The 22,078-nt window shown below is 43.3% G+C and carries 17 protein-coding genes; 7 read left to right on the top strand and 10 right to left on the bottom strand.

Annotated elements, in window-relative coordinates; translation table 11 throughout:
- Positions 1 to 514: 514 nt before the first annotated feature.
- From ssuE to FBB35_RS10400, 4 genes are all read right to left on the bottom strand, one after another.
- Positions 515 to 1,081: an NADPH-dependent FMN reductase gene (ssuE, locus tag FBB35_RS10415; RefSeq protein WP_174709571.1), complete on the bottom strand. Its 567-nt coding sequence runs from the start codon at positions 1,079 to 1,081 to the stop codon at positions 515 to 517.
- A 79-nt stretch (positions 1,082 to 1,160) separates the two neighbouring features.
- Positions 1,161 to 2,318, bottom strand: a complete 1,158-nt coding sequence (ssuD, locus tag FBB35_RS10410; protein WP_174709570.1) for an FMNH2-dependent alkanesulfonate monooxygenase — start codon at positions 2,316 to 2,318, stop codon at positions 1,161 to 1,163.
- Between the two features lie 259 nt (positions 2,319 to 2,577).
- Positions 2,578 to 3,156, bottom strand: a complete 579-nt coding sequence (locus FBB35_RS10405) for an rRNA large subunit pseudouridine synthase E (protein WP_174709569.1) — start codon at positions 3,154 to 3,156, stop codon at positions 2,578 to 2,580.
- Between the two features lie 114 nt (positions 3,157 to 3,270).
- Positions 3,271 to 4,053 (bottom strand): methyltransferase domain-containing protein, encoded by a 783-nt coding sequence (locus FBB35_RS10400; protein WP_254625904.1) that lies wholly within the window; start codon positions 4,051 to 4,053, stop codon positions 3,271 to 3,273.
- Between the two features lie 100 nt (positions 4,054 to 4,153).
- Here FBB35_RS10400 and hisC point away from each other — a divergent pair, with 100 nt between their 5' ends.
- The 6 genes from hisC to FBB35_RS10370 all read left to right on the top strand — a co-directional run bounded on the left by hisC (position 4,154) and on the right by FBB35_RS10370 (position 12,486).
- Entirely contained in the window at positions 4,154 to 5,215 is a 1,062-nt protein-coding gene (gene hisC / locus FBB35_RS10395; protein ID WP_174709568.1) for a histidinol-phosphate transaminase, read from the top strand.
- Positions 5,216 to 5,958: 743 nt separating this feature from the next.
- Complete coding sequence (gyrA, locus tag FBB35_RS10390; protein WP_174709567.1) at positions 5,959 to 8,571, top strand: DNA topoisomerase (ATP-hydrolyzing) subunit A; 2,613 nt, start codon at positions 5,959 to 5,961, stop codon at positions 8,569 to 8,571.
- Complete coding sequence (gene lnt, locus FBB35_RS10385; RefSeq protein WP_174709566.1) at positions 8,552 to 10,132, top strand: apolipoprotein N-acyltransferase; 1,581 nt, start codon at positions 8,552 to 8,554, stop codon at positions 10,130 to 10,132. Before gyrA ends, lnt begins: the two co-directional genes overlap by 20 nt.
- Before the next feature lie 79 nt (positions 10,133 to 10,211).
- Positions 10,212 to 10,544 carry a DUF4870 domain-containing protein gene (locus FBB35_RS10380; protein ID WP_254625903.1) on the top strand — a complete coding sequence of 111 codons (333 nt, stop codon included), beginning with the start codon at positions 10,212 to 10,214 and terminating at the stop codon, positions 10,542 to 10,544.
- A protein-coding gene (locus FBB35_RS10375; RefSeq protein WP_174708235.1) for an ISKra4 family transposase occupies positions 10,541 to 11,607 on the top strand; the annotation gives its coding sequence in 2 pieces (ribosomal slippage) (positions 10,541 to 10,697 and positions 10,697 to 11,607; 1,068 coding nt in all). Before FBB35_RS10380 ends, FBB35_RS10375 begins: the two co-directional genes overlap by 4 nt.
- A 501-nt stretch (positions 11,608 to 12,108) precedes the next feature.
- Positions 12,109 to 12,486 (top strand): hypothetical protein, encoded by a 378-nt coding sequence (locus FBB35_RS10370; RefSeq protein ID WP_174709565.1) that lies wholly within the window; start codon positions 12,109 to 12,111, stop codon positions 12,484 to 12,486.
- A 192-nt stretch (positions 12,487 to 12,678) separates the two neighbouring features.
- Here FBB35_RS10370 and FBB35_RS10365 read toward each other — a convergent pair whose 3' ends face one another.
- The 3 genes from FBB35_RS10365 to gap all read right to left on the bottom strand — a co-directional run bounded on the left by FBB35_RS10365 (position 12,679) and on the right by gap (position 16,689).
- Positions 12,679 to 13,683, bottom strand: a complete 1,005-nt coding sequence (locus FBB35_RS10365; RefSeq protein WP_174709564.1) for a transaldolase — start codon at positions 13,681 to 13,683, stop codon at positions 12,679 to 12,681.
- A gap of 290 nt (positions 13,684 to 13,973) precedes the next feature.
- Entirely contained in the window at positions 13,974 to 15,404 is a 1,431-nt protein-coding gene (gene pyk, locus FBB35_RS10360; protein ID WP_174709563.1) for a pyruvate kinase, read from the bottom strand.
- A gap of 241 nt (positions 15,405 to 15,645) precedes the next feature.
- Positions 15,646 to 16,689, bottom strand: coding sequence for a type I glyceraldehyde-3-phosphate dehydrogenase (gene gap / locus FBB35_RS10355; RefSeq protein ID WP_174709562.1), 1,044 nt, complete (start codon positions 16,687 to 16,689; stop codon positions 15,646 to 15,648).
- A 117-nt stretch (positions 16,690 to 16,806) separates the two neighbouring features.
- On the opposite strand from gap, the gene FBB35_RS10350 reads away from it, so the two are divergent.
- Complete coding sequence (locus tag FBB35_RS10350) at positions 16,807 to 16,950, top strand: hypothetical protein (protein WP_174709561.1); 144 nt, start codon at positions 16,807 to 16,809, stop codon at positions 16,948 to 16,950.
- Here FBB35_RS10350 and FBB35_RS10345 read toward each other — a convergent pair.
- From FBB35_RS10345 to dnaN, 3 genes are all read right to left on the bottom strand, one after another.
- Positions 16,940 to 17,980 carry a DUF2891 domain-containing protein gene (locus tag FBB35_RS10345; RefSeq protein WP_174709560.1) on the bottom strand — a complete coding sequence of 347 codons (1,041 nt, stop codon included), beginning with the start codon at positions 17,978 to 17,980 and terminating at the stop codon, positions 16,940 to 16,942. The genes FBB35_RS10350 and FBB35_RS10345 overlap by 11 nt on opposite strands.
- A gap of 234 nt (positions 17,981 to 18,214) precedes the next feature.
- Positions 18,215 to 19,801: a B12-binding domain-containing radical SAM protein gene (locus FBB35_RS10340; RefSeq protein ID WP_174709559.1), complete on the bottom strand. Its 1,587-nt coding sequence runs from the start codon at positions 19,799 to 19,801 to the stop codon at positions 18,215 to 18,217.
- Between the two features lie 736 nt (positions 19,802 to 20,537).
- Positions 20,538 to 21,701, bottom strand: coding sequence for a DNA polymerase III subunit beta (dnaN, locus tag FBB35_RS10335; RefSeq protein WP_114080277.1), 1,164 nt, complete (start codon positions 21,699 to 21,701; stop codon positions 20,538 to 20,540).
- Positions 21,702 to 22,078 lie beyond the last annotated feature (377 nt).

The following is a 22,078-nucleotide window of genomic DNA, read 5'->3' as shown; positions in this document are numbered from 1 at the left end:
CATCAAAAAGGCGATCGTTTTTGCCCTGGTTGTGTTTAGATAGTGTCCATTTAATTAACCTTAATAAAAAGACCTCTCCCTGGTTTTACTACGCAAAACCGTCCCTCTCCGAGTCGGAGAGGGATAGGTTTATCGAACTCACGTTAAATAAAGTTATGATTTTCTTGTATTAAGAGCGATCGCGCTTCGGTTGGGTAAGGTATTAGCCTTATCCAACCTATATTTTTGGGAACCTTTCTCATATCCTGACGGCAATTTTAAAATCTCAAAAAAAATAGTAGATTAGTTAATTTAACTAATCTACTACGGGTAGAGTTAGGAGACAATTTTGATATCTATAGCAATCCTAAATTAGTTGTAAAAAATATTTTTTAAACTTAGACACAAAATGGTGAGACAGTCCGGTTGTTATTTTAATAGAATTTTATGCAATTTGATTAACTTTTAAAAAAGGTAGCAGATGGGGAGAAATTACCCCTCTGCTACGAGCAAACGGAGGTATAAACTTGATTATTTAATTGGCATGAACCAATTCTTGAGGCGCGGCGGCATCATACGCTACAGCTTTAACAAATTCTTTGAGGACATCTTTGAGCCTTTGGTCAATTTCTTCATCTAAGATGACACTGTTATCAGCTTGTCGTTGAATTTGTTTGTCTACTGCATAAACAGTAGCTAGGATATGCCGCGCTCCTAATTCAGATAATACAGGTTTCAGAGCATATTCAATTGCCAATAAATGAGCGATCGTTCCACCAAGGGCAATTGGTAATACGGGTTTACCTGTCAATGATTTTTGTGGGAGCAAATCTAGAAATGTTTTCAGCACTCCTGTGTAAGCAGCTTTGTAGATTGGGGTGGCTATAATCACACCATCTGCCTTTGCTAATAAAGCTTTTGGCTGTTCTAAAGCAGGGCTATCGTATCGTCCAAAAACTAAATCTTCAGCAGGTAAATCCCGAACTGAAATAATGTCTACATGCAAGCCTTCTTGTTGTAAAAGCCTGGCGCTGTATTCGACCAAACCATAAGTTCTAGATGGATGGGTTGGGCTACCTGCGATCGCTAAAATATTTGTCATTCAATTAAACTCCTATGTATTAAATGGGAATGGGGAATTGGGAATTGGGAATGGGGAATAACCAATAACCTAAACTTTACTAGGATATGGATGTGGCTTTCTCTTTATGCTGCTTAGGGAAATCTTCATTTGCCACAATCTCGCCAAATGGACTCAAGACATGTTGCTTCTCTACTGCTGGCAGATTTTCTAAGGGCAAATGGGGAAATAGAAGTTCTGCGACTCGATAAGCTTCTTCTAGGTGGGGATAACCAGAGAGGATAAAGGACTCAATACCTAAATCTGCATATTCCAACATTCTGGCCGCTACAGTTTGGGGATCGCCTACTAAGGCTGTTCCCGCACCACCCCGCACCAAACCAACTCCTGCCCAGAGGTTCGGACTAATCTCTAAAGCCTCACGATTTCCGTGGTGTAATTGAGTCATCCGTTGTTGTCCAACTGAATCCATCCGGGCATAAGCTTTTTGAGCTTTAGCGATCGCTTCGTCATCGACATATTTAATTAAATCATTGGCTGCATCCCAAGCTGCACTCTCGGTTTCGCGCACAATCACATGCAGACGAATCCCAAACCGCAAAGTCCGGCCTTCTGTTTCTGCAAGTCTGCGAACTAATGCAATCTTCTCGGCTACTTGCGCCGGTGGTTCGCCCCAAGTTAGATAGACATCTACGTGCTTGGCAGCAATTTTTTGAGCAACAGGAGAGGAACCGCCAAACCACAAGGGTGGATATGGCTTCTGAACAGGTGGAAACAGCAGTTTCCCATCTTGAATATTGAGATAATCGCCCTGAAGATTGGCTTGTTCTCCACTAGCGATCGCTCGCCATACTGTTAAAAATTCATCTGTTAATTCATAGCGCTGATCGTGATCTAAATGCAAGCCATCTCCCGCCAACTCGACGGGATCGCCACCTGTCACGACATTAATCAGCAAGCGTCCACCAGAGAGGCGATCAAAAGTTGCCGCCATCCGTGCCGCTACTCCAGGCGATACCAAGCCGGGACGAATCGCTACCAAAAAACGCATCTGTCGCGTCAGTGATACCAAGGTTGACGCTACAATCCAAGCATCTTCACAAGAACGTCCCGTGGGCAGCAATGCTCCTGTATAACCAAGGTCATCCACCGCTTGAGCAATCTGCCGCAGATAGGGAAAGCTTACTGCCCTTCCACCTGTAGCAGTTGCAAGGTAACGTCCGTCGCCGTGGGTTGGGATGAACCATAGTAGCTGCATGAATCCTGTCCTTTTAAACTACGGTAAAACGATAGAACTACCGTGCTTTGTTTATAGATGTAGAGTATCACATATTCTACAAAAGCCCGCAAGAAGTTTTTTTAGAAACTCCGGTATTCCTATCAAACCAATGTATATTAAGCGATCTTCAATAAGATAGCGATCGTAAAAATTAGGAATTGGGTATGGTTATTTTCCTTGTCCCCTTTCCTTTCATCCCCTGATCTTCCTTTGCTCCTTAGCCCTCTTCCTATCGTCTCTAAAAAGAAATAAATTGGAGTTCAGATGTGGTGAGGTCGCGCCATTGACCCAATTGTAGGCCATCTAATTTTATGTGGGCTATGCTAACCCTGACCAGTCGCAAAGTCGGAAACCCGACAGCCGCAGTCATGCGCCGGACTTGGCGGTTTTTTCCCTCTGTCAAAGTCATTTCCAGCCAAGCTGTCGGTACATTTTTGCGAAATCTAATCGGCGGTGTGCGTTCAGGTAGCTCTGGCTCTTTTGATAAGAGCCTAACTTGTGCTGGTTGAGTGCGGTAATCTTGAATTTCTACGCCTGTTTGCAACCTTTTTATTGCATCTTCATCTGGAATTCGCTCTACCTGTACCCAATAAGTACGTTTATGACCAAAACGCGGATGGGCAAGGCGATGTTGCAATTGTCCATCATTCGTTAACAGCAGTAATCCTTCACTATCCCAGTCTAAGCGTCCCACAGGATAGACATCAGGTACATCTATATAATCTTTCAGGGTGCTATGTGTGGAAGCATCTTTTGTAAATTGGCTGAGAACGCCATAGGGTTTGTAAAAAATAATATATCGGTAATGATTTGTCATTTGTCATTGGTCATTGGTCATTGGTCATTGGATATTGTTATTCTTTTCTTGCTCCTCTGCCCCCTGCTTCTATTTTCTAACGAGATTTAAACATTTTTGAGGGGAAATAAGCGTTCAAATACTTCCCCACATTAAGATGCGTTTATAGGGGAAAAAGAATGGACGCTCATCTTCTAGCAACTGGAAGAGTTTCTGCTGATAACGTTCTACAAATTGTTCATAGGTTTGGGCATCTAACTTCGATTCGTATGCTGTTAGCAGTGTCCCGCGATACCACTCTACTACAGCTTCTCGTGAAGGCAGCACATGTCCATAAACCTGAAGCTTTACTTCCTGCTTCACAAACCCCAATTTATAAAGCAGTTTGGCGTATGTTTCTGGAGCAAGTACCTCTAAACGCCGCACGTATCCTCCCAATTCTTGACTAAATTCTTTTGCAGTCTCAGCTGCTATTTTATGTACTGGCTCAGTATCCATCGTTGGTATTTGTACAGCAAGCTGTCCACCAGGTTTTAACTTACCTCGCAATTTCTCAAATAACGCCTCATGTTCCGTCAACCACTGCAATGCTGCATTAGAAAATATCACATTAAACTCCCCATCTCCTGGATTTTCCTCAATTTTTCTTTGCTCAAAGCGTAGTCCGTTACCTTCAAACTGACGAGCCTTTTGCAGCATTTTCTCAGAAGCATCTATCCCTAAAGTCTCCTGTGCTGCTAGTGTGTCATGCAAATACTTCGTTAACTTTCCAGTTCCGCATCCTAAATCGAGAATTCGTAAGTTTTCTTGCCGATGTATCATATCTACCAAGTCGTAGAACGGGCGACTTCTTTCCGACTCAAATCGTTCGTATAATTCTGGATTCCATTTATCTGGCATCTCTTGATAATTCCTCATTCGTAATTTATAAGGCCGTATTTTTTGATGTAAACGACAAAAAACGATATCGTCAGAAATTGTGGGTTGAAATTTGTTTAAGATACGCACCCAATGTCCTATGACTAACTACTTTCGCTCCAATGTTGATGCAATGGCTAGCTATGTTCCCGGTGAGCAGCCCCAACGCGGTACACAGATAATTAAACTCAACAGCAACGAGAACCCCTATCCTCCTTCCCCTACGGCACTAGCTGTACTGCAAAATATTGAGGGGGAGTGGTTGCGGCGGTATCCAGAACCTTTCGGTGGGGAATTTCGGCAAGCCGCAAGTAAAGTTTTAGGAGTTCCTAGCGATTGGATTATTGTAGGCAATGGCAGTGACGAATTGTTGAGCGTAGTAATTCGAGCCTGTGCAGAACCTGGAAGAAAGGTAGTTTATCCGATGCCAACTTATGTGCTGTATCGTACATTGGCGGAAATGCAAGATGCGGAAATTACTGAAATTTCCTACGGCGAGGACTACAGTTTACCTTTGAAAGAACTGGTTGCTGCCAATGGTTCTGTCACATTCATTGCGTCGCCGAATAGTCCATCGGGGCATCTGGTAGCAACTAACGAGCTGCGCCAATTAGCCAGCCAGTTATCTGGAGTTTTGGTGATTGATGAAGCATACATAGATTTTACCGAAGAGAATGCGTTGGCTTTGGTAAAGGAATACGAAAATGTCATCATAATTCGTACCCTTTCTAAGGGCTACTCGTTGGCTGGACTGCGATTGGGATTTGGAGTGGCGAATCCTAAACTGTTGCAGGGATTGTTTAAAGTGAAGGATAGCTATAACATTGATGCGATAGCTTGTGCAATTGGCACGGCTGCTATTACCGATCAAGCTTATAAAAATGCTTGTGTGGCAAAGATTAAAGCATCACGGAATCAGCTATCAACAGACTTAAAACAATTAGGTTTTCATATCTGGGATTCCCAAACTAACTTTTTGCTGGTACAGCCTCCACAAAAAAACGCGGAATATCTCTATCAAAAACTGAAAGAACAGGGAATTTTAATCCGTTACTTCAAGCAGCCTGGACTAGATGATAAATTACGCATTACTGTTGGCACAGATGAACAAAATCAAGTTTTAGTAGAAACATTGATTTATTTATTGGGGACTGGGGATTAAGGCAAGGCGAATTTTCTTCTGGTAAGTTTGCCAACCAATAATTAAACGTATCAACCAGATAAGCAATTCGCTCGACTATGCAGCATAATAGATTTAAATTGAAAAGGTGCAGGTCTTGTGTATTTTTATTACACTCAATGGAGCAACAGGGTTTCTTAAAAAAGTGATCCAAGGACGAGAAAAGTTAGTGATTGTAGGCTTTGCCAAATACTTTTTCATGCTAAAACAAATAAAATTATAGTTGTTCTAGACAAGATGATCTATCTGAGTTGACAAAAAATGGTACTCTAATCCAAATCCTATCTCGGAAAATAAAAGATTTATTTGAACTAAGTGGTTTACCTACTTCTCCGGCTGGACAATTTCAATAAATAGATTTATCTCCTCATTTGAAAATGTTGTATTTTTATGATATTTACCATTTAGCAAATTGGGATATTGATTTCTCTTTAAGCCAACACAATATAATAACTAAATAGTAATTCATTAATTTATCTTTTATTTATTTTAGTGATGGCTTCACACAACCTACAGAGAAGCGATCACACTACAATCCAACTTGGAGCAAAGCAAGGTAAATCTATTAAGACGCAAGCGTTTGAGTTAGCTGCTTAGGCAAAAAAAGGCAATAATATGCTAGAATTATACCAAATTATGGCAATTATTCAAGAGCAATTTAGAATAATTTTGCGCTTTGTTGAGTAAAAAAGCTAAAATCTACGATTTTTGGAGATTTTTAGGTTATGACAACCTCACAGGAGAGGATTATCCCGATAGATTTGCGAACCGAAATGTCGCAGTCTTATCTGGAATACGCCATGAGCGTGATAGTGGGTCGGGCGTTGCCAGATGCCAGGGATGGTCTAAAACCTGTGCATCGCCGCATTCTCTACGCAATGCACGAGCTAGGTTTGCTCCACGATCGCCCGTTTAAGAAATGCGCCCGTGTGGTAGGGGAAGTGTTGGGTAAATATCACCCCCACGGCGACACCGCAGTATATGATGCCTTGGTGCGGATGGCGCAGGATTTTTCGATGCGATCGCCTCTAGTTAACGGACATGGTAACTTCGGTTCGGTAGACAATGATCCGCCAGCCGCAATGCGGTACACAGAATGTCGCTTACAAGCTTTAACTAGCGCTGGTTTACTGCACGATATTGAGTATGAAACTGTAGATTTTGCTGATAACTTCGATGGTTCACAGCAAGAACCCACAGTCTTACCCGCACGGATTCCCCAATTGTTGCTCAACGGTTCCTCTGGGATTGCCGTGGGTATGGCAACCAACATTCCGCCGCACAATTTGGGCGAATTGATTGATGCTTTGGTGGCTGTAATCCACAATCCCGAAATCACCGATCTCGAATTAATGCAGTATGTCCACGGCCCAGATTTTCCGACTGGGGCGCAAATTTTGGGGACATCTGCCATTCGAGAAGCCTACACAACCGGGCGTGGTTCTATTACCATGCGTGGTGTCGCTAACATTGAAACCGTTGAACAACGGGGACGGCCAGATAGAGAAGCAATTATCATCACCGAATTGCCCTATCAAACCAATAAAGCGGCGCTGATTGAAAAAATCGCCGAAATGGTGAACGAAAAGCGGCTAGAGGGCATCGCAGATATCCGGGATGAAAGCGATCGCGACGGGATGCGAGTTGTTATCGAACTTAAGCGTGATGCTTATCCTCGCGTCGTTCTGAACAACCTTTACAAGCAAACGCCACTGCAAGCCAACTTCGGCGCGAATATGCTGGCGTTGGTGAATAGCGAACCCCAGGTACTCACCCTCAAGCAGTTTTTAAGCGTCTTCTTAGATTTCCGCATCGAATCCATTGCCAGACGTACCCGTTACGAACTGCGGAAAGCTGAAGAACGCGACCATCTCCTGCAAGGGTTATTAATTGCCCTGTCTCACTTAGATCCCATTATTGTCTTGATTCGCCATGCGCCCGATGCGCCCACAGCCAAAGGTGAATTAATTACAAATTATGGACTCTCGGAAGTGCAAGCAGATGCGATTTTGCAGATGCAATTGCGGCGCTTGACTGCCTTAGAAGCAGACAAAATTCGTTTGGAACACGACGAATTGCAAGCAAAAATTACCGACTTACAAGATATTTTGGCACGCCGGGAGAGAGTGCTAGAAATTATCGAAACCGAAGTCGGGCAACTGAAAACTAACTTTGCCACACCCCGCCGCACGGTGATTTTACCAGGGGAAGGGGAATTAGACGATCGCGACCTCATTGCCAATGAAAAAGCGATAATTCTCGTGACAGAGCAAGGCTACATCAAACGGATGCCAGTTAATACCTTTGAAGCGCAAAGCCGTGCTACCAGAGGTAAAGCCGCAGCCAAGGTGAAAGATGATGATACCATTGAGCATTTCTTAACTTGCTGCGATCATGACAGTATTTTATTCTTTAGTGAGCGTGGTGTTGTTTACTGCCTGAGAGCTTATCAAATTCCAGCGAGTTCGCGTACCAGTCGCGGCACACCAATTGTCCAGATGTTACCGATTCCCAAAGAGGAAAAAATCACCTCAATTGTACCAGTTGACGAGTTTAGCAACGAAGAATATCTAGTCATGCTCACTAAGGGCGGCAATATCAAGAAAACTGAATTGGCAGCCTTTAGTCACATTCGCGCCAATGGTTTGATTGCCATTTCCTTAGAAGAAGGCGACCAACTGCGCTGGGTGCGACGCGCCAGAGTCGAAGACAGTGTAATCATTGGTTCTCGTAACGGGATGGCAATTAACTTCCGTTGCAACCACGAACAACTGCGTCCTTTAAGTAGGGCGACTCGCGGGGTGAAAGCCATGAAACTCAAAAATAAAGATGAACTCGTGGGTATGGATATTCTGCCCGCAGCAATTCTTGAAACTTTGGATGTTACAGAAGCCGAAACAGAAGATATCGAAGCAATCGAAACAATCGAAACAGAAGATATCGAAATTACCGAAACTACTGAAGAGTCAGCAGAAGTGCCTAGCAGTAGCATTGTTGGCCCTTGGGTGTTGGTAATTACAATGGGAGGATATGGTAAGCGCGTACCCGTTGCCCAGTTCCGACTACAAAATCGTGCTGGTCAGGGTTTAATGGCAACCAAGTTCAAAAACCGCAAAACCAAAGATAAGCTGGCAACCTTACGCATTGTCAACAATGATGATGATGAAATCATGATGGTGACAAATCGCGGTATTATCATCCGTCAAGCCGTAAATGCAATTTCTATCCAATCGCGATCGGCAACCGGAGTCAGAGTGCAGCGTTTAGACGAAGATGACGCTATTACCGGAGTAGCAATAGTTCCACCTGATGCTGCCGATGCAGAAGAAGCAGAATAAAAAGCAGGGGGAGAGGTTAATCGCCTTACTCCCCTATTTGATTGCATTCGCTAGCGGCATTTTAATGGGGCTAACCGTAGCCCCAGTAGGTGCATGGTTCCTGGCTTGGATTGCCATAGTTCCCTTATGGGTGCTAGTTGTCACTTCAGCCAAAGGTAAAAACCAATTCCCTCCGGCTTTCCTGTGGGGTGTTGGTTTTCACGGTGTTGCCCTATTCTGGATTACCGGAATTCATCCGATGACATGGTTGGGCGTTCCTTGGTTGCCAAGCTTGGCAATCACGCTTTTTTGTTGGGGATTTATCAGTGTCTTGGGTGGGGTATTCCTTACTATTTGGGCAGCTGTAATGGTTCGCCTGGGTGGAAAAAAACCGTGGTTACGTATACTTATTGGTACAGCCGTCTGGTGCGGCTTAGAGAGTCTGTGGAGTGCGGGGCCTTTGTGGTGGAGTTCTCTTGCTTACACTCAAAGTCCGCACAATCTCGTAATTGTACATCTGGGTCAACTCTCTGGGCCTAATACTGTAACAGCAGCAATAGTTGCCATTAATGGTTTAATTGCTGAAGGATGGATGAACCGCACAGAGGCAGAGAGAATTTCCTCTGTGTCCTCCGCGCCTCTGCGGTTCGTTAATAAATACTGGGTCATCGCCACAGGATTATTAATTACCTTACACTTCATTGGTTTTTTCTTATATAGCCGTCCCATCGCCCAACCCCCAGAAGCAGCCTTAAAAGTGGGGATTGTTCAGGGTAATATCCCGAACCGACTTTTACGAAGTTCCGAAGGGTTTCGTCGCGCCCAAGAAAATTACACCAATGGGTATTTAACTTTAGCAGACCAAGGTGTAGATGCAGTCCTCACCCCAGAAGGAGCCTTACCTATTTTCCAACGCAACTTGTTGGGAACTGCCTTAGTCGCAGCAGTGAAGGAAAAAGGTGTGGTTGCTTGGATTGGAGCTTTTGGCGAACGAGGAGACAGTTATACAATTAGCTTGTTTACTTTCAACAGTAAGGGTGAAATTGTCAGCCGCTATGATAAGTCCAAACTCGTACCTTTGGGAGAATATATTCCCTTTGAAGGAATTTTAGGCGGGTTAATTCAACGTTTATCGCCTCTGGATGCACACCAAGTTCCTGGTTTGGCAAATCAGATATTTGACACTCCTTTTGGTCGTGCGATCGCTAGTATATGTTATGAATCTGCTTTTCCTGAACAATTTCGTCGTCAAGCTGCGGCGGGTGGGCAATTTATCCTCAGTTCATCTAACGATGCCCATTACACTGCATCGATGCCATTCCAGCACCATGCACAGGATATCATGCGGGCAATTGAAAGCGATCGATGGTCAGCACGGGCAACGAATACAGGATATTCAGCCTTTGTAGATCCTCACGGTAGAACTTTATGGATGTCTGGATATAATACTTACGAAACTCATGCTGAAATAATTTATCGGCGACAGACACAAACTTTATATGTGCGTTGGGGTGATTGGTTAACACCTTTATTGTTGGGATTGAGTGTCTTAGGGTGGTTTTTGCAGAGAGTGATTAACTAACGCTAATATCAGATCGTAACTACAGTGACATCCACGAGTAATAGTTACCATTTGAGTCTCTAAAAGGAGGAATTGTGGCATGGAAGACATTCAGCAACGCAAGCTTTTATCAGCCTTAAGCCACGGAGCAATATTTTTTAGCTCTACGATTATCTCCATTGGCATACCCATTGCAATTTTGTTAATTAGTAATGACCCGATTATTAAAAGCAATGCCAAAGAATCACTTAACTTTCACATAAATCTTTATATTTATGCAATTATCTTTGCATTGTTGACTGTTGTGGGAATTGGTATTTTGTTGTTGATTGCTTTGGGCGTGGTCAGTTTTATTAGGGAGCATCCCAGTTTTTTGCAAAGAAGACGAAAATCAGTCAGGATAGGTAAGACGAGTGTATTTACTTACCGATGACCCCAGAACAAAAGCAAGCTCTTCAAAAACATATTCAGGCGATTGCTAAAATATTGTATGAAGATACGTCAAAAGAAAAGCTCACAAATCTTGCAGCAATTGAAGAAGCAGTGCGGAGTCAAATGCAGAAGCATGTTATGCCAGAAGTAGGGGTTTTTTTATCGAAACGATTACAGGGACAACCGCAGGATACCAACGACGGCTCAAAAGCATTCTTGGAGAGTTAGCAATAACGAGCAAACAAGCCATTGAATTAGAAGTCGCACCAAGTACTCAACTGAGTCCATATCTAGAAACTTGTTGTTTGAGGGTAAGTGCGAATGTCAGCTATGAAGATGCGGCATCAGACATCAAGTATTTTACGGGCATAGAGGTTTCTCACAGCAGTCAACAGAGATTAGTGCATCGCCAGAATTTTGAGTTGCCAACACCAGAACAGACAATTGAAGAATTAAGCGTCGATGGTGGAAACATCCGTGTCCGAACTCCTAAAGGTCAAATATGTGCATGGCTTGGCTATAAAGCAATTAGCTTACATCATCTCGGAATCTTGGGAACTTCATTTCAGAATAATCAGATTGTGATTGATTGGGTTAATGACCAACCACTGGCTAGCCCACTCACTTGTATTGGTGATGGACATGACGGCATTTGGAATATAATTGACCAATTAGCACCTGATGCACAACGTCGAGAAATACTTGATTGGTTCCATTTAATAGAAAACCTCCACAAAGTTGGGGGTTCACAAAAACGCTTGAAACAAGCACAAAATCTACTATGGAAAGGCCAAGTTGAGGCTACTATTGCCTTATTTACAGATTGTAAAGGCAAACAAGTACAAAACTTTTGCCGTTATCTTGATAAGCATCGCAATCGCATTATCAACTACGAATATTATCAAGCTGAAGAAATTTGTTCAATTGGTTCAGGTTCAGTTGAATCTGCCGTTAAACAGGTTGACCGTCGAACAAAAATTTCCGGGGCACAATGGAAACGAGAAAATGTGCCTCAAGTCCTAGCCCATCGCTGTGCTTACCTCAATGGATTATTGTCAGTTTGAGCCACTTTAAAAAGTGAGATGCTCCCGTTTTATTATGCCAATTATTGCCATTATCAATATTTTTAACCAGCCGAATGTGTCTTACCGCTACCCCTTTATTTTTCGATTTGTGTAGTTAAAAAGAGTTGTACAGTTGTAGGTTATGTTGAGCAAAAAGAAAGTCTAATAATTGTCAGAAGTTGGTTTCAGAGAATCAATCAAACCTACACGAGTTAATATTTTGTTATCTAACTGAACTTTATTGCAATGTAGCAAAGCTTTCTTAACGTGAGACAAAAGGTTAGGTAATTATCCATTTTGTCTATTGGAAAAAATTATATTTTGCTAGACGATTACTTTTTTATTACACAGATTAAGATAATTTACAATTATCCATAAGGCTGAAATTTCAATACAGGATTTCATACCAAATTTAAGTTTAAAAAAAGTGTATAAGGGGTAATTTGTAGACTTTCAGGTGTTTTAATAAAGTTATTATCAAAGTCTAGTAGAAGCAAAAACATGAAAGGTTTCAGGAAGTTATCCTCAATAGCACTATTGCTATGTGCCTTTGTGTATCCGCCCTCATTAGCTGAAGCAAAAGATATTTCTTTAAATAATGCTCGCAATGAACAGAGCGCCGCACCAGAAGCTAACCTAATTGGAGATAAAACTGGAGAGCTTTTAATTGCTCAACGGCGGCCAGGACGATACCGAATGATCCGAAGACGGCAGATTATCAGACAGAGGCAGCCCTACGGACGATACCAAAATATCCGACGGCGGCAGCCCTACGGACGATACCAAAATATCCGACGACGGGATCAGTTAAGACAACGGCAGATTATCCAACGACAGCAGCCCTACGGACGATATAGCATTATTCGAGGTCGTTATTGAGCCAAGGCTGATACAACTAACTAATGGTTAGTGTTTGGTGGTTAAGCCACTAACCACTAGACTTCTTGCATAAGTCGGGAAAAGGGAAAGGGGAAAAAGTTCTGTATTGTTCCCTTCCCCTTTAACCTTTACCCTTTGCCCCCCTCTTGCAAAAAGCCCTTTTGCAAGAGGTCTACTAATTATGGTTATCTTTTAATGACTTGCTACTACCTCTCCTTCAAGGCGAACTAGTCGGTCTGCCAAAAGTTTTTCAAGGTCTTCTAATGCCTTGGTGAAACCTTTAATGCCCTCGTCTAGTTTGTCGGTTGCCATGCGGTCAGCAGCGTGCATTTTGTCATAGCTAGCTTTATCAATGGATATCTTGTCGATTGACAAACTTGCTGCCTTGGCGGGGTCAAGTTTACGTGGCAGTTCTGCAACAGTTGACTGCAATTCAGTCAACAGTGATGGAGAAATGGTTAGCAAATCACTACCTGCAAGTTCAGTAATCTCACCAAGGTTACGGAAGCTAGCTCCCATAACTTCGGTTTTATAGCCGAATTTCTTGTAGTAGTTGTAGATTTTGGTGACGGACAAAACTCCAGGATCTTCGGCGGCTGGATAGCTATCGCGTCCGGTATCTTTTTTGTACCAGTCGAGAATCCGACCGACGAAAGGAGAAATTAGGGTAACGCCGGCTTCTGCACAGGCGATCGCTTGATGAAGACCAAACAACAAGGTAAGGTTACAGTGAATACCTTCTTTTTCGAGAATTTCCGCAGCGCGAATGCCTTCCCAAGTGGTGGCAATTTTAATCAAAACGCGATCGCGGCCAATTCCAGCAGCTTTATACTGGGCAATTAAATCCCGTGCTTTAGTTAAGGTAGCTTCGGTATCGTAGGACAAGCGAGCATCTACTTCTGTAGACACACGACCGGGAATAATTTGTAAAATCTTTAATCCAAAAGCAACTGCCAAACGGTCAAAAGCTAGAGAAACTATCTGTGCTTGGGTGGCTCCGGCTCCAGCATCTTTCTTCGCTTGCAGTAAAGTTTGATCGACAATTCCCTGATATTCTGGCATTTGCGCCGCAGCAGTAATCAGAGAAGGATTGGTGGTGGCATCTTGGGGTTTAAACTTTTCAATTGCCTGGATATCCCCTGTATCTGCGACTACGACAGTCACTTCTCGCAATTGTTCCAGTAAATTCTTAGACATAAAAGACTCCGTGATGAATGTTACAGGATTTACTTATTCCCTAGCGAGTGCTGAGTGCTGAGTGCTGAGTTCCGAGTTCTGAGTTAAGAGTAGAGACGCGATTAATTGCGTCTGTACAGGAGTTAGGAGTTATTATTCTTTTCCTTGTCTCCCAGTCCCTAATTCCCCATCCCTAATCCCCAGTCCCCAATCCCCAGTCCCCAGTCCCTTCAATTCTGATTCTGGCAATTTTTCTTAATCATTGCCCAATTTTGCTTACTATCTTGAGCCACAGCCCTATTCTAAGTGCCTTATGCTGAAATTGGCTGTCCAATGGAATGCACTTTGATTAAACTAGTTGTGCCCGATTTACCAATTGGAACGCCAGAGGTAATTACTACTTTATCGCCCTTAGTGGCTAAACCCATATCTACAACTGTGTTCACCACATTGGTAAACATCTCTTCAGCATGGTGAACTGGTGGGATCAGCAAAGCTTCCACACCCCAAGAAAGCGCTAGTTGACGATAAGCGGTGATGTCGGAGGTGAGGGCAATAATCGGAGAAGTTGGCCGATATTTAGACACCATTCTCGCCGTACTTCCTGATGAAGTGTTACAGAGAATTGCCCGTGAGCCTGTTTCATAAGCGATGCGACACACTGATTCTGCAACAGATTCGGTAACGCTGAGACTACCTGCTTCATGACACCAAGCATGTTTACTACCCTCATCTAGAGCCTTTTCTGTCCGCACGGCGATATTGTGCATCATCTGCACGGCGGCGATGGGATATTGCCCCACGGCTGTTTCACCAGAAAGCATGACTGCATCTGTACCATCTAAGATGGAGTTGGCAACATCAGTTGCTTCGGCGCGGGTGGGATCGGGGGCGCTAATCATCGACTCTAGCATTTGGGTGGCTGTAATCACCGGTTTGCCAGCACGATTGCAACGGCGAATAATATCTTTTTGAATGAGGGGTACTTCGTGAATTGGCACTTCCACCCCTAAATCGCCACGGGCAATCATAATTGCGTCGGCAACTTTCAGAATGGAATCAAAGTTTTCTAGTGCTTCTGCTCTTTCGATTTTGGCAATTAAGCGGATGGAAGCACCAGCCGCTTCAATCATGCGCTTGGCGGGTTCTAAGTCTTGTGGCGATTGCACGAAGGACACCGCTACCCAATCTACACCCAACTGAATCCCAAAGCGTAGATCCAGTAAGTCTTTTTCGGTGATGGAACTAACAGGTAAAGGAGTTTGTGGCAGGTTTACTCCTTTATGCGTGGAAATTAACCCGCCAGTTTTCACTTGGGCGCGAATGCGATCGGCATCGCGATCGGTAACAATTAACTTAACGCGACCATCATTAATTAAAATCGGTTCACCTGGTCGCACCATTGCGAACAGAGTCGGCAATGGTAGGGGTAGTTCGTCAATACTCTCACCCTTTTCTTGCAAAACAAAAGTAACTTCACTACCAGCTTCTAAATTTAAACCTTCCGGTGGCAAAGTTCCTAAACGAATCTTTGGCCCACACAGGTCTTGCATAATTGCGATGGGCTTTTGCCGCTCATTACTAATTTGTCTGAGATAATGAGCAGTTTGGGCGTGAAATTCATAAGCCCCGTGAGAAAAATTCAACCGTGCCACATTCATACCAGCTTCTACTAAAGCTTGTAGTTTTTCGGGTGCAGATGTAGCGGGCCCAACAGTACAAATGATTTTGGTTCGACGCATAGGGATTAGGGGTTGAGGAGTAACCTGCAAATTTGGATGGTTCGTGCGTAGGCATAGCCCGTCGTAGACATCGCTCAGTCATCCAAATTAACACGTGCTTTATATCACTTTTTGTGTAAATAAAGATACTAAATAATTTTTTACTCTCAGGGTATTTACCATTTGACCCAAATCCCCAAGGTCAAGGGTCAAAAGTCAAAAGTTAATCACCAATGACCAATGACCAATGACAAATGACCAATTAAACTACAGCAGCTGTAGAGGCGAGTTTTTCCTTTTGTGACATAGACAACATCAGGTCAATCACGCGATTCGAGTAGCCCCACTCGTTGTCATACCAGGCAATTACCTTGAAGAAGTTAGAATTCAACTCAATTCCAGCACCTGCGTCGAAGATACTAGAATGGGTATCGCCTTGAAAATCTGTGGAAACTACTTCTTCATCTGTGTATCCCAAAATACCTGCTAGAGAACCTGCGGCAGCCTGCTTCATGGCAGCACAAATTTCCTTATAACTGGTGGCTTTGGCAGTTTTAAAAGTTAAATCAACTACAGAGACATCGGGAGTCGGAACTCGTAATGCCATACCAGTCAATCTACCCTTCAATTCTGGTAAAACCAGCGCTACAGCTTTAGCTGCACCTGTGGAGGAGGGAATGATATTCTGGCTTGCACCTCGACCACCCCGCCAGTCTTTCTTGCTGGGGCCGTCTACAGTTGGCTGAGTGGCAGTCATGGCATGAACGGTGGTCATCAACCCTTCAGTCAACCCAAAGTTATCATTGATGACTTTAGCTATGGGAGCTAGACAGTTTGTAGTGCAGCTAGCATTGGAGACAATGATATCTTTGCTGGGGTCAAATAGGTGATGATTGACACCCATAAGTAGAGTAGTAACTCTATCTGGATCTTTGGTGGGAGCGGAAATTACCACTCGCTTTGCACCTGCTTTCAGGTGGTTTGCGGCTCCTTCGTAGTCAGTGAAGAGTCCGGTAGCTTCAACGACATAATCTGCACCTGATTTTCCCCAAGGTAACTCTGCGGGATTTCTCACCGACACACAAGGAATGAAGTGCCCATCAATAAGAATACCGTCTTCTTTGGCTTCAACCTTGTGCTTTAATTGACCGTGGGTTGAGTCGTACTTTAATAAGTAAGCAAGGTTATCTGGTGGTACTAGGTCGTTAATGCCCACAAATTCAATATTGGGATTATCGATGCCAGCGCGAAGCACGAGTCGCCCGATTCGACCGAAGCCATTGATACCAACTTTCAATTTAGTCAAGATTAAGCCTCCCGTTGTGGAAGTTGAACAAAAGGAGAAAGTTAAAAGTCAAAATAGATTGCCTTTTATTCTTTACTCTTTGATCCTGACAGTATCAGCAAGTTAAGGCATATTTACTTGGCATCTTTTAAGGATTGGGGAATTGGGGATTGGGGATTGGGGATTGGGGATTGGGGATTGGGGATTGGGGATTGGGGATTGGGGATTGGAATTGGGAATTGGGAGAATACTCCTAACTCAGCACTCACACTCAACTCATGAGGGGCAAGCCACGATTTGTTAGGAGGTAAACGGCAAAGGTTCCTAGCCAGTGACTAGCTGCATAATGTTCAATTACAACATCTGTGAGTCCATGATGACGGTGGTGAAGGGCAGCAAAGCGGAGTGTTTCGATGCGGCGATCGCTATTTGCCAATCCAGATATGATACCCTCAAGCATCCAAGCACGACTGAGATTAAGACCATAGAAATGAGCTTGCATATAATCTTGAGGATTATCCACTCTGCCTGGTTCTAACCAATTTACTGAATTATCAATGGGTATTTGTGGCAGAAAATTGGTGAGCCACTCAGTGAAATCTGTTGTAGGCAGGATTCGCCGCATTAGGTCTGCTTCAGCAAGTCCAGGAGAGAGAAAATCGTAGCCAAGCGGCTCAAATTGTAAGGAATAATTGCGATCGCTAAGATAAAATTGCCGTGCTTTATTCTCCAATAACTGAGTAAAGTCAGTATTTTTGGTAATCCGTGCCCAATCTAGCATCAAACCAAGTGCAAAGGCTGTTTGGCTATGCGCCCCTGTACGATTTGGGAGTTTCAGTTCGTTAATCCAGCGCTGTAAGTTATCTGCAATCAACTTTTCTAGCGGTTCCAATACAACCCGCCATTCTTTTGCTTCAGGATGATTCCACTCGTGAAGTTCCGCAGCCAGTTGCAGAAACCATGCCACACCGTAAGGAAATTCAAAAAAGGGTCGCCGTTGAAAATGGGCAATTTCTCCTTGAATCTTCTCAGGTGTTAGGCTTTGCCCAAGTGCTTGTTTTGACGCTGCATGGAAAGAGGCTTCGGGGAAGTGACGCATAAGACGTACTAGCAACCAGTGACCATGTACGGCCGAATGCCAATCTAAGCAGCCATAAAAAGCAGGAGTCAATTTACGCGGTGGTTTTATATCCTCGTCGCTCTCAGCCCAACGCAGAATACTGTTAGGATACTCCCGCTCAATACAATCCAGTACTAATTGAGCAAATTTTACTGCGATCGCTTCATTAATCTCCAAATTATCGAGTGGCATGGTCACGTCGCTTTGCTCCGAATTAAAAATTAAAAATTAAAAATTAAATTTAGCTGCTTATATCCTTTTCTTTGCCGATTACTTAGTACAGTTTTGCGTAAAAGCGTAGCGTTTTTAATGCAGGGGAATGGGAACTGGGTATTTAGGACGGGTTAAAGCCCTAAACATCATTTTTCCACACTCTTCCCAATCCCCAACCCCTTTTAGCATTGCAAGGTATTGCAAATTAATTCACTAGGAATTAACCATCACTTGCGCTTCAGGTTTTACCCTAGCTTCTGCTTCCAAAAATTCAGCCACTTGAGCCTCAATTTGATCCCGGACAATTTGGCGATACTCTAAGAAATGTTCAATTTGGGCACAAACGGCTAAATAGCTACTAATTCCACCGCGATTATGTTGATACATACTCCATAGATAACGCCAGAATTGCCAGCGCGTCTGACGACGTACACCCTGCCGCCAGCAAATGATTAGAAACGCTCGGAGTACTTTCCAGTTCAATGGTTTCTTAGCAGCTTTCCCTTTTTTCGGATAGGTTGCTTCGCCCAAAAGCCGGAAGTGTTTGTATGTACGCTCCAAAAACCGCTCTGGGTCATACAAATCACAGAATGCCTGCACATATTCACGAGCGATGTCTTCTAACGGTCGAGTTGGGACAAAGTTCATCAACGTAGTTTGGTTGATGTTGGCTGATTTATTGCGGAGTCGTCCTTCCTTTTCTAATCGATGCCAAAGGGCTGTATCTGGAAGCGCTTGCAGCATACTAAATAAGGCGGTGGGAATTGCTGTTTGCTCAACAAACTTGACAATTCGCGCCCCGGCTCCTACTTTCTCGCCATCAAATCCAATGATAAAGCCTGCCATAACTCGCAACCCTGAGCGGGTAATTCTATTCACCGCATCACTGAGCGAGTCTCTGGTATTCTGGTATTTCTGAGTGAAAGTGAGACTTTCTTCGTCGGGGGTTTCAATTCCCAGAAAAACGGCTCCAAAATTACACGCTACCATCAAATCCATCAGTTCTTGATCTTGGGCTAAATCAACTGAGGCTTCTGTAGCAAAAGAAAAGGGATAGTTATGTTCTACCATCCACGGCAGAAGAGACTTCAAAAATAATTTAACATTCCGCTTATTACCAATGAAGTTGTCATCCACCATAAAAATACTGCGCCGCCAACCCAGTTTGTAGAGATAATCAAGTTCTGCTAATAGTTGTTCTGGGGTTTTGGTGCGGGGTTTGCGGCCATACAGCACAATAATGTCGCAGAATTCACACTGGAAGGGACATCCACGGGAAAATTGCACCGACATTTCTGCATAAGCTTCAAACTCTAACAAGTCAAAGCGAGGGGTGGGAGTGTTGGTAACATCTGGTTTTTCACCGCCAGAGCGAAAGATACCTGTGCGATCGCCCCGTGCGATCGCTGCTACAAATAAAGGTAGGGTAATTTCCCCTTCGTCCAATATCAAATAATCTACTCCGGCGGATGTCATTTCATCTGGTAACGCTGTCGGGAAAGGCCCACCCACAGCTACCCGTTTACCTCTGCGTTTTGCTTCTAATATCTGACAGAGCAAATCCTCTTTTTGCACAATCATCGCCGACATAATAACCAAATCTGCCCAAGCCCACTCTGCTTCCGTACAGGCACGAACATTTCGATCTACTAGCTTATACTCCCATTCTTGAGGTAATATCGCGGCTACAGTTACCAAGCCTAAAGGCGGTAGCATTGCTTTACGGTCTAATAAAGCCAGTGTTTTTTCAAAAGACCAAAAACTTTTTGGAAAAAGGGGGTATAGAAGTAAAACGTTCATATTTGATGCTTATAGACCTTGATCTTAGCTGCTGGTTAAGTTCAAATACAACTTCGCCGCTCTGGTAAAACACTTAGAGAAGCTTTTGTATGCAGTAGCTGTAAATTCTACTATGACTGATTTAGACGAAACAATATTGTTTAAGGGCAATTATTAAGCTGTTACGCATACAACTTGCACTATCAGGGCGCTCATGTTGCCCACCCACAATTATATTGAAAAAAATATTAGTACAAATTAAAGGCACAACAGCTTACTACTTTTATACTAGGGAGGGCTTCGAAATTGCGGGCTTCTCCTCATAGCAATTTCCGAGAATCTTCAAATATTTATGGCAAATGATTTTATCAAAAATACCAGGACTTTTGGAACGGTTCTAAAAGGATATTTTAAAAGTCCTCTTATCGGTAACAAAACGTTCTAGATACCCCTAAATCTCCCTTAAAAAGGTGGTATCAATAAGTGCCTAAAATCACAGCCAACCACTTTTCAAACATCCTCTAAGCGTCTGTTTTTTTTAGAATTCGGCAAATTGGCAACTCTGAGAAAATTAACTGTGTTATTTTTAATAACTATACAAGGTGTATTTGCACTTTCAAGCTATTTAGACGGGCTGCAACCCGTCTTTATTTATCGCCATATTCTTTTAAATCTGGGACTTACAAGTACAAGATGTAGGGTTAATACCCTGCTCCCTTGCTCCCTGCCCCCCTGCTCCCCTGCCTCTCTACCTCTTTCAACTTCTCAGTTGCACAGGCATAGCTAAATAGGTCATTTTCAAACCACCCAATGGTGTAAAAATCACCGGAGTCAGGCTTTGATTTAGGTGCATTTGAATTTCGGAAGATGGTAACTCTTTCAAGCCTTCCATCAAATATTTAATGTTAAAAGCAATTTCAATGTTTTCTCCAGATATCTGCGCCGGCATTGACTCTCTACCACTACCCACATCTTGAGCTTCACAAGATAAGGTAATTTCTTGAGCTTCGCTATCAATACTAAGTTTGACAATATTATTTTTTTGATCGGCTAGCACAGCAATCCGTTCCAAAGTGCTGACAAATTGTCGCCGTTCAATAGTCACTTGTCGTTCAAATTGACGCGGAATCAATTGTCGATAAGCAGGATATTGCCCTTCTAACGTGCGACTAGTCAAGCGTTGATTTTGCCATGCAAACACAACTTGACCTTGATCGAAATATAAAGCTACAGGTTCATCTGATGAGGCGCTATGAGCCAGCATCCTTTGGAGTTCGCGTAATGCTCTCGCTGGTACTGTCACCTCTAGTTGACTAGTTCCGCCTAGAGGACGCTCGTTGCTAGTTTCTACCACTGCTAGGCGATGTCCGTCGGTAGCTGCAAATTCTAGGGTATCTTGTTTAACTGTTAAATGCACTCCCGTCAATACTTGTTTAGTTTCATCACCACTGGTAGCAAATAATGAACCCCGTAATCCCTCAACTAATGCGGCGGTGGTGAGATAAATTACTTCTGTATTTTCAATTACAGGTAGTTCAGGAAATTCTTCCGGTCCCATTGCTCGGACTTGATAATGTCCACTTTTGGGTGTAAGTGTAACTATTAAACCTTCTCCACCGGATGTTGCACCTGTGAGGGCTGATTCATCGTCTAAAGTGATTTCGCCTTCTGGAAGACGAGAGGTGATATCTACAAGTAACTTAGCAGGAAGTGCGATCGCACCTCCTTGCCATACCTCTGCATTAAAGCTGGTGCGGATTCCCAAGCTGAGATCGAAGGCTGTTAAGCTTACCTGGTTAGTTTCAGCATCCGCTTGTAACAGCACATTGGCAAGTACTGGATGAGTCGGTCGTGAAGGTACTGCACGACTAACTAGTGAGAGATTTGTACTGAGATCGCTTTGGGAGCAAACTAATTTCATAAGTGAGATTCAGCTGGTGAAGGATATGGTAACATCCTTATCGTTTATAGGCGATGTCTACGACGGGCTATGCCTACGCTCTTACGCTTCAGACTTGTAAAGACTCAAACAATTGCAGCTAATGTTGCGCGATCTATAAGAAACGCTTAAGCATTTCTTGCAAAGGTATAAGCCGTTGCAGCAAAGCATTCATACTTTGCAACAATTGATCCTCCATATATAAGAAACGCTTAAGCATTTCTTGCAAAGGTATAAGCCGTTGCAGCAAAGTATTCATACTTTGCAACAATTGATCCTCCATTTATAAGAAACGTTGAAATCATTGCAACAATTGTCGCAATAAACTTATAAGTCTATTTATTACTTAAATAAAAAAC

It is taken from the genome of Nostoc sp. TCL240-02, from assembly GCF_013343235.1.
Classification (GTDB): Bacteria; Cyanobacteriota; Cyanobacteriia; order Cyanobacteriales; family Nostocaceae; genus Nostoc.
This window is presented reverse-complemented; position numbering and strand designations above follow the sequence as displayed.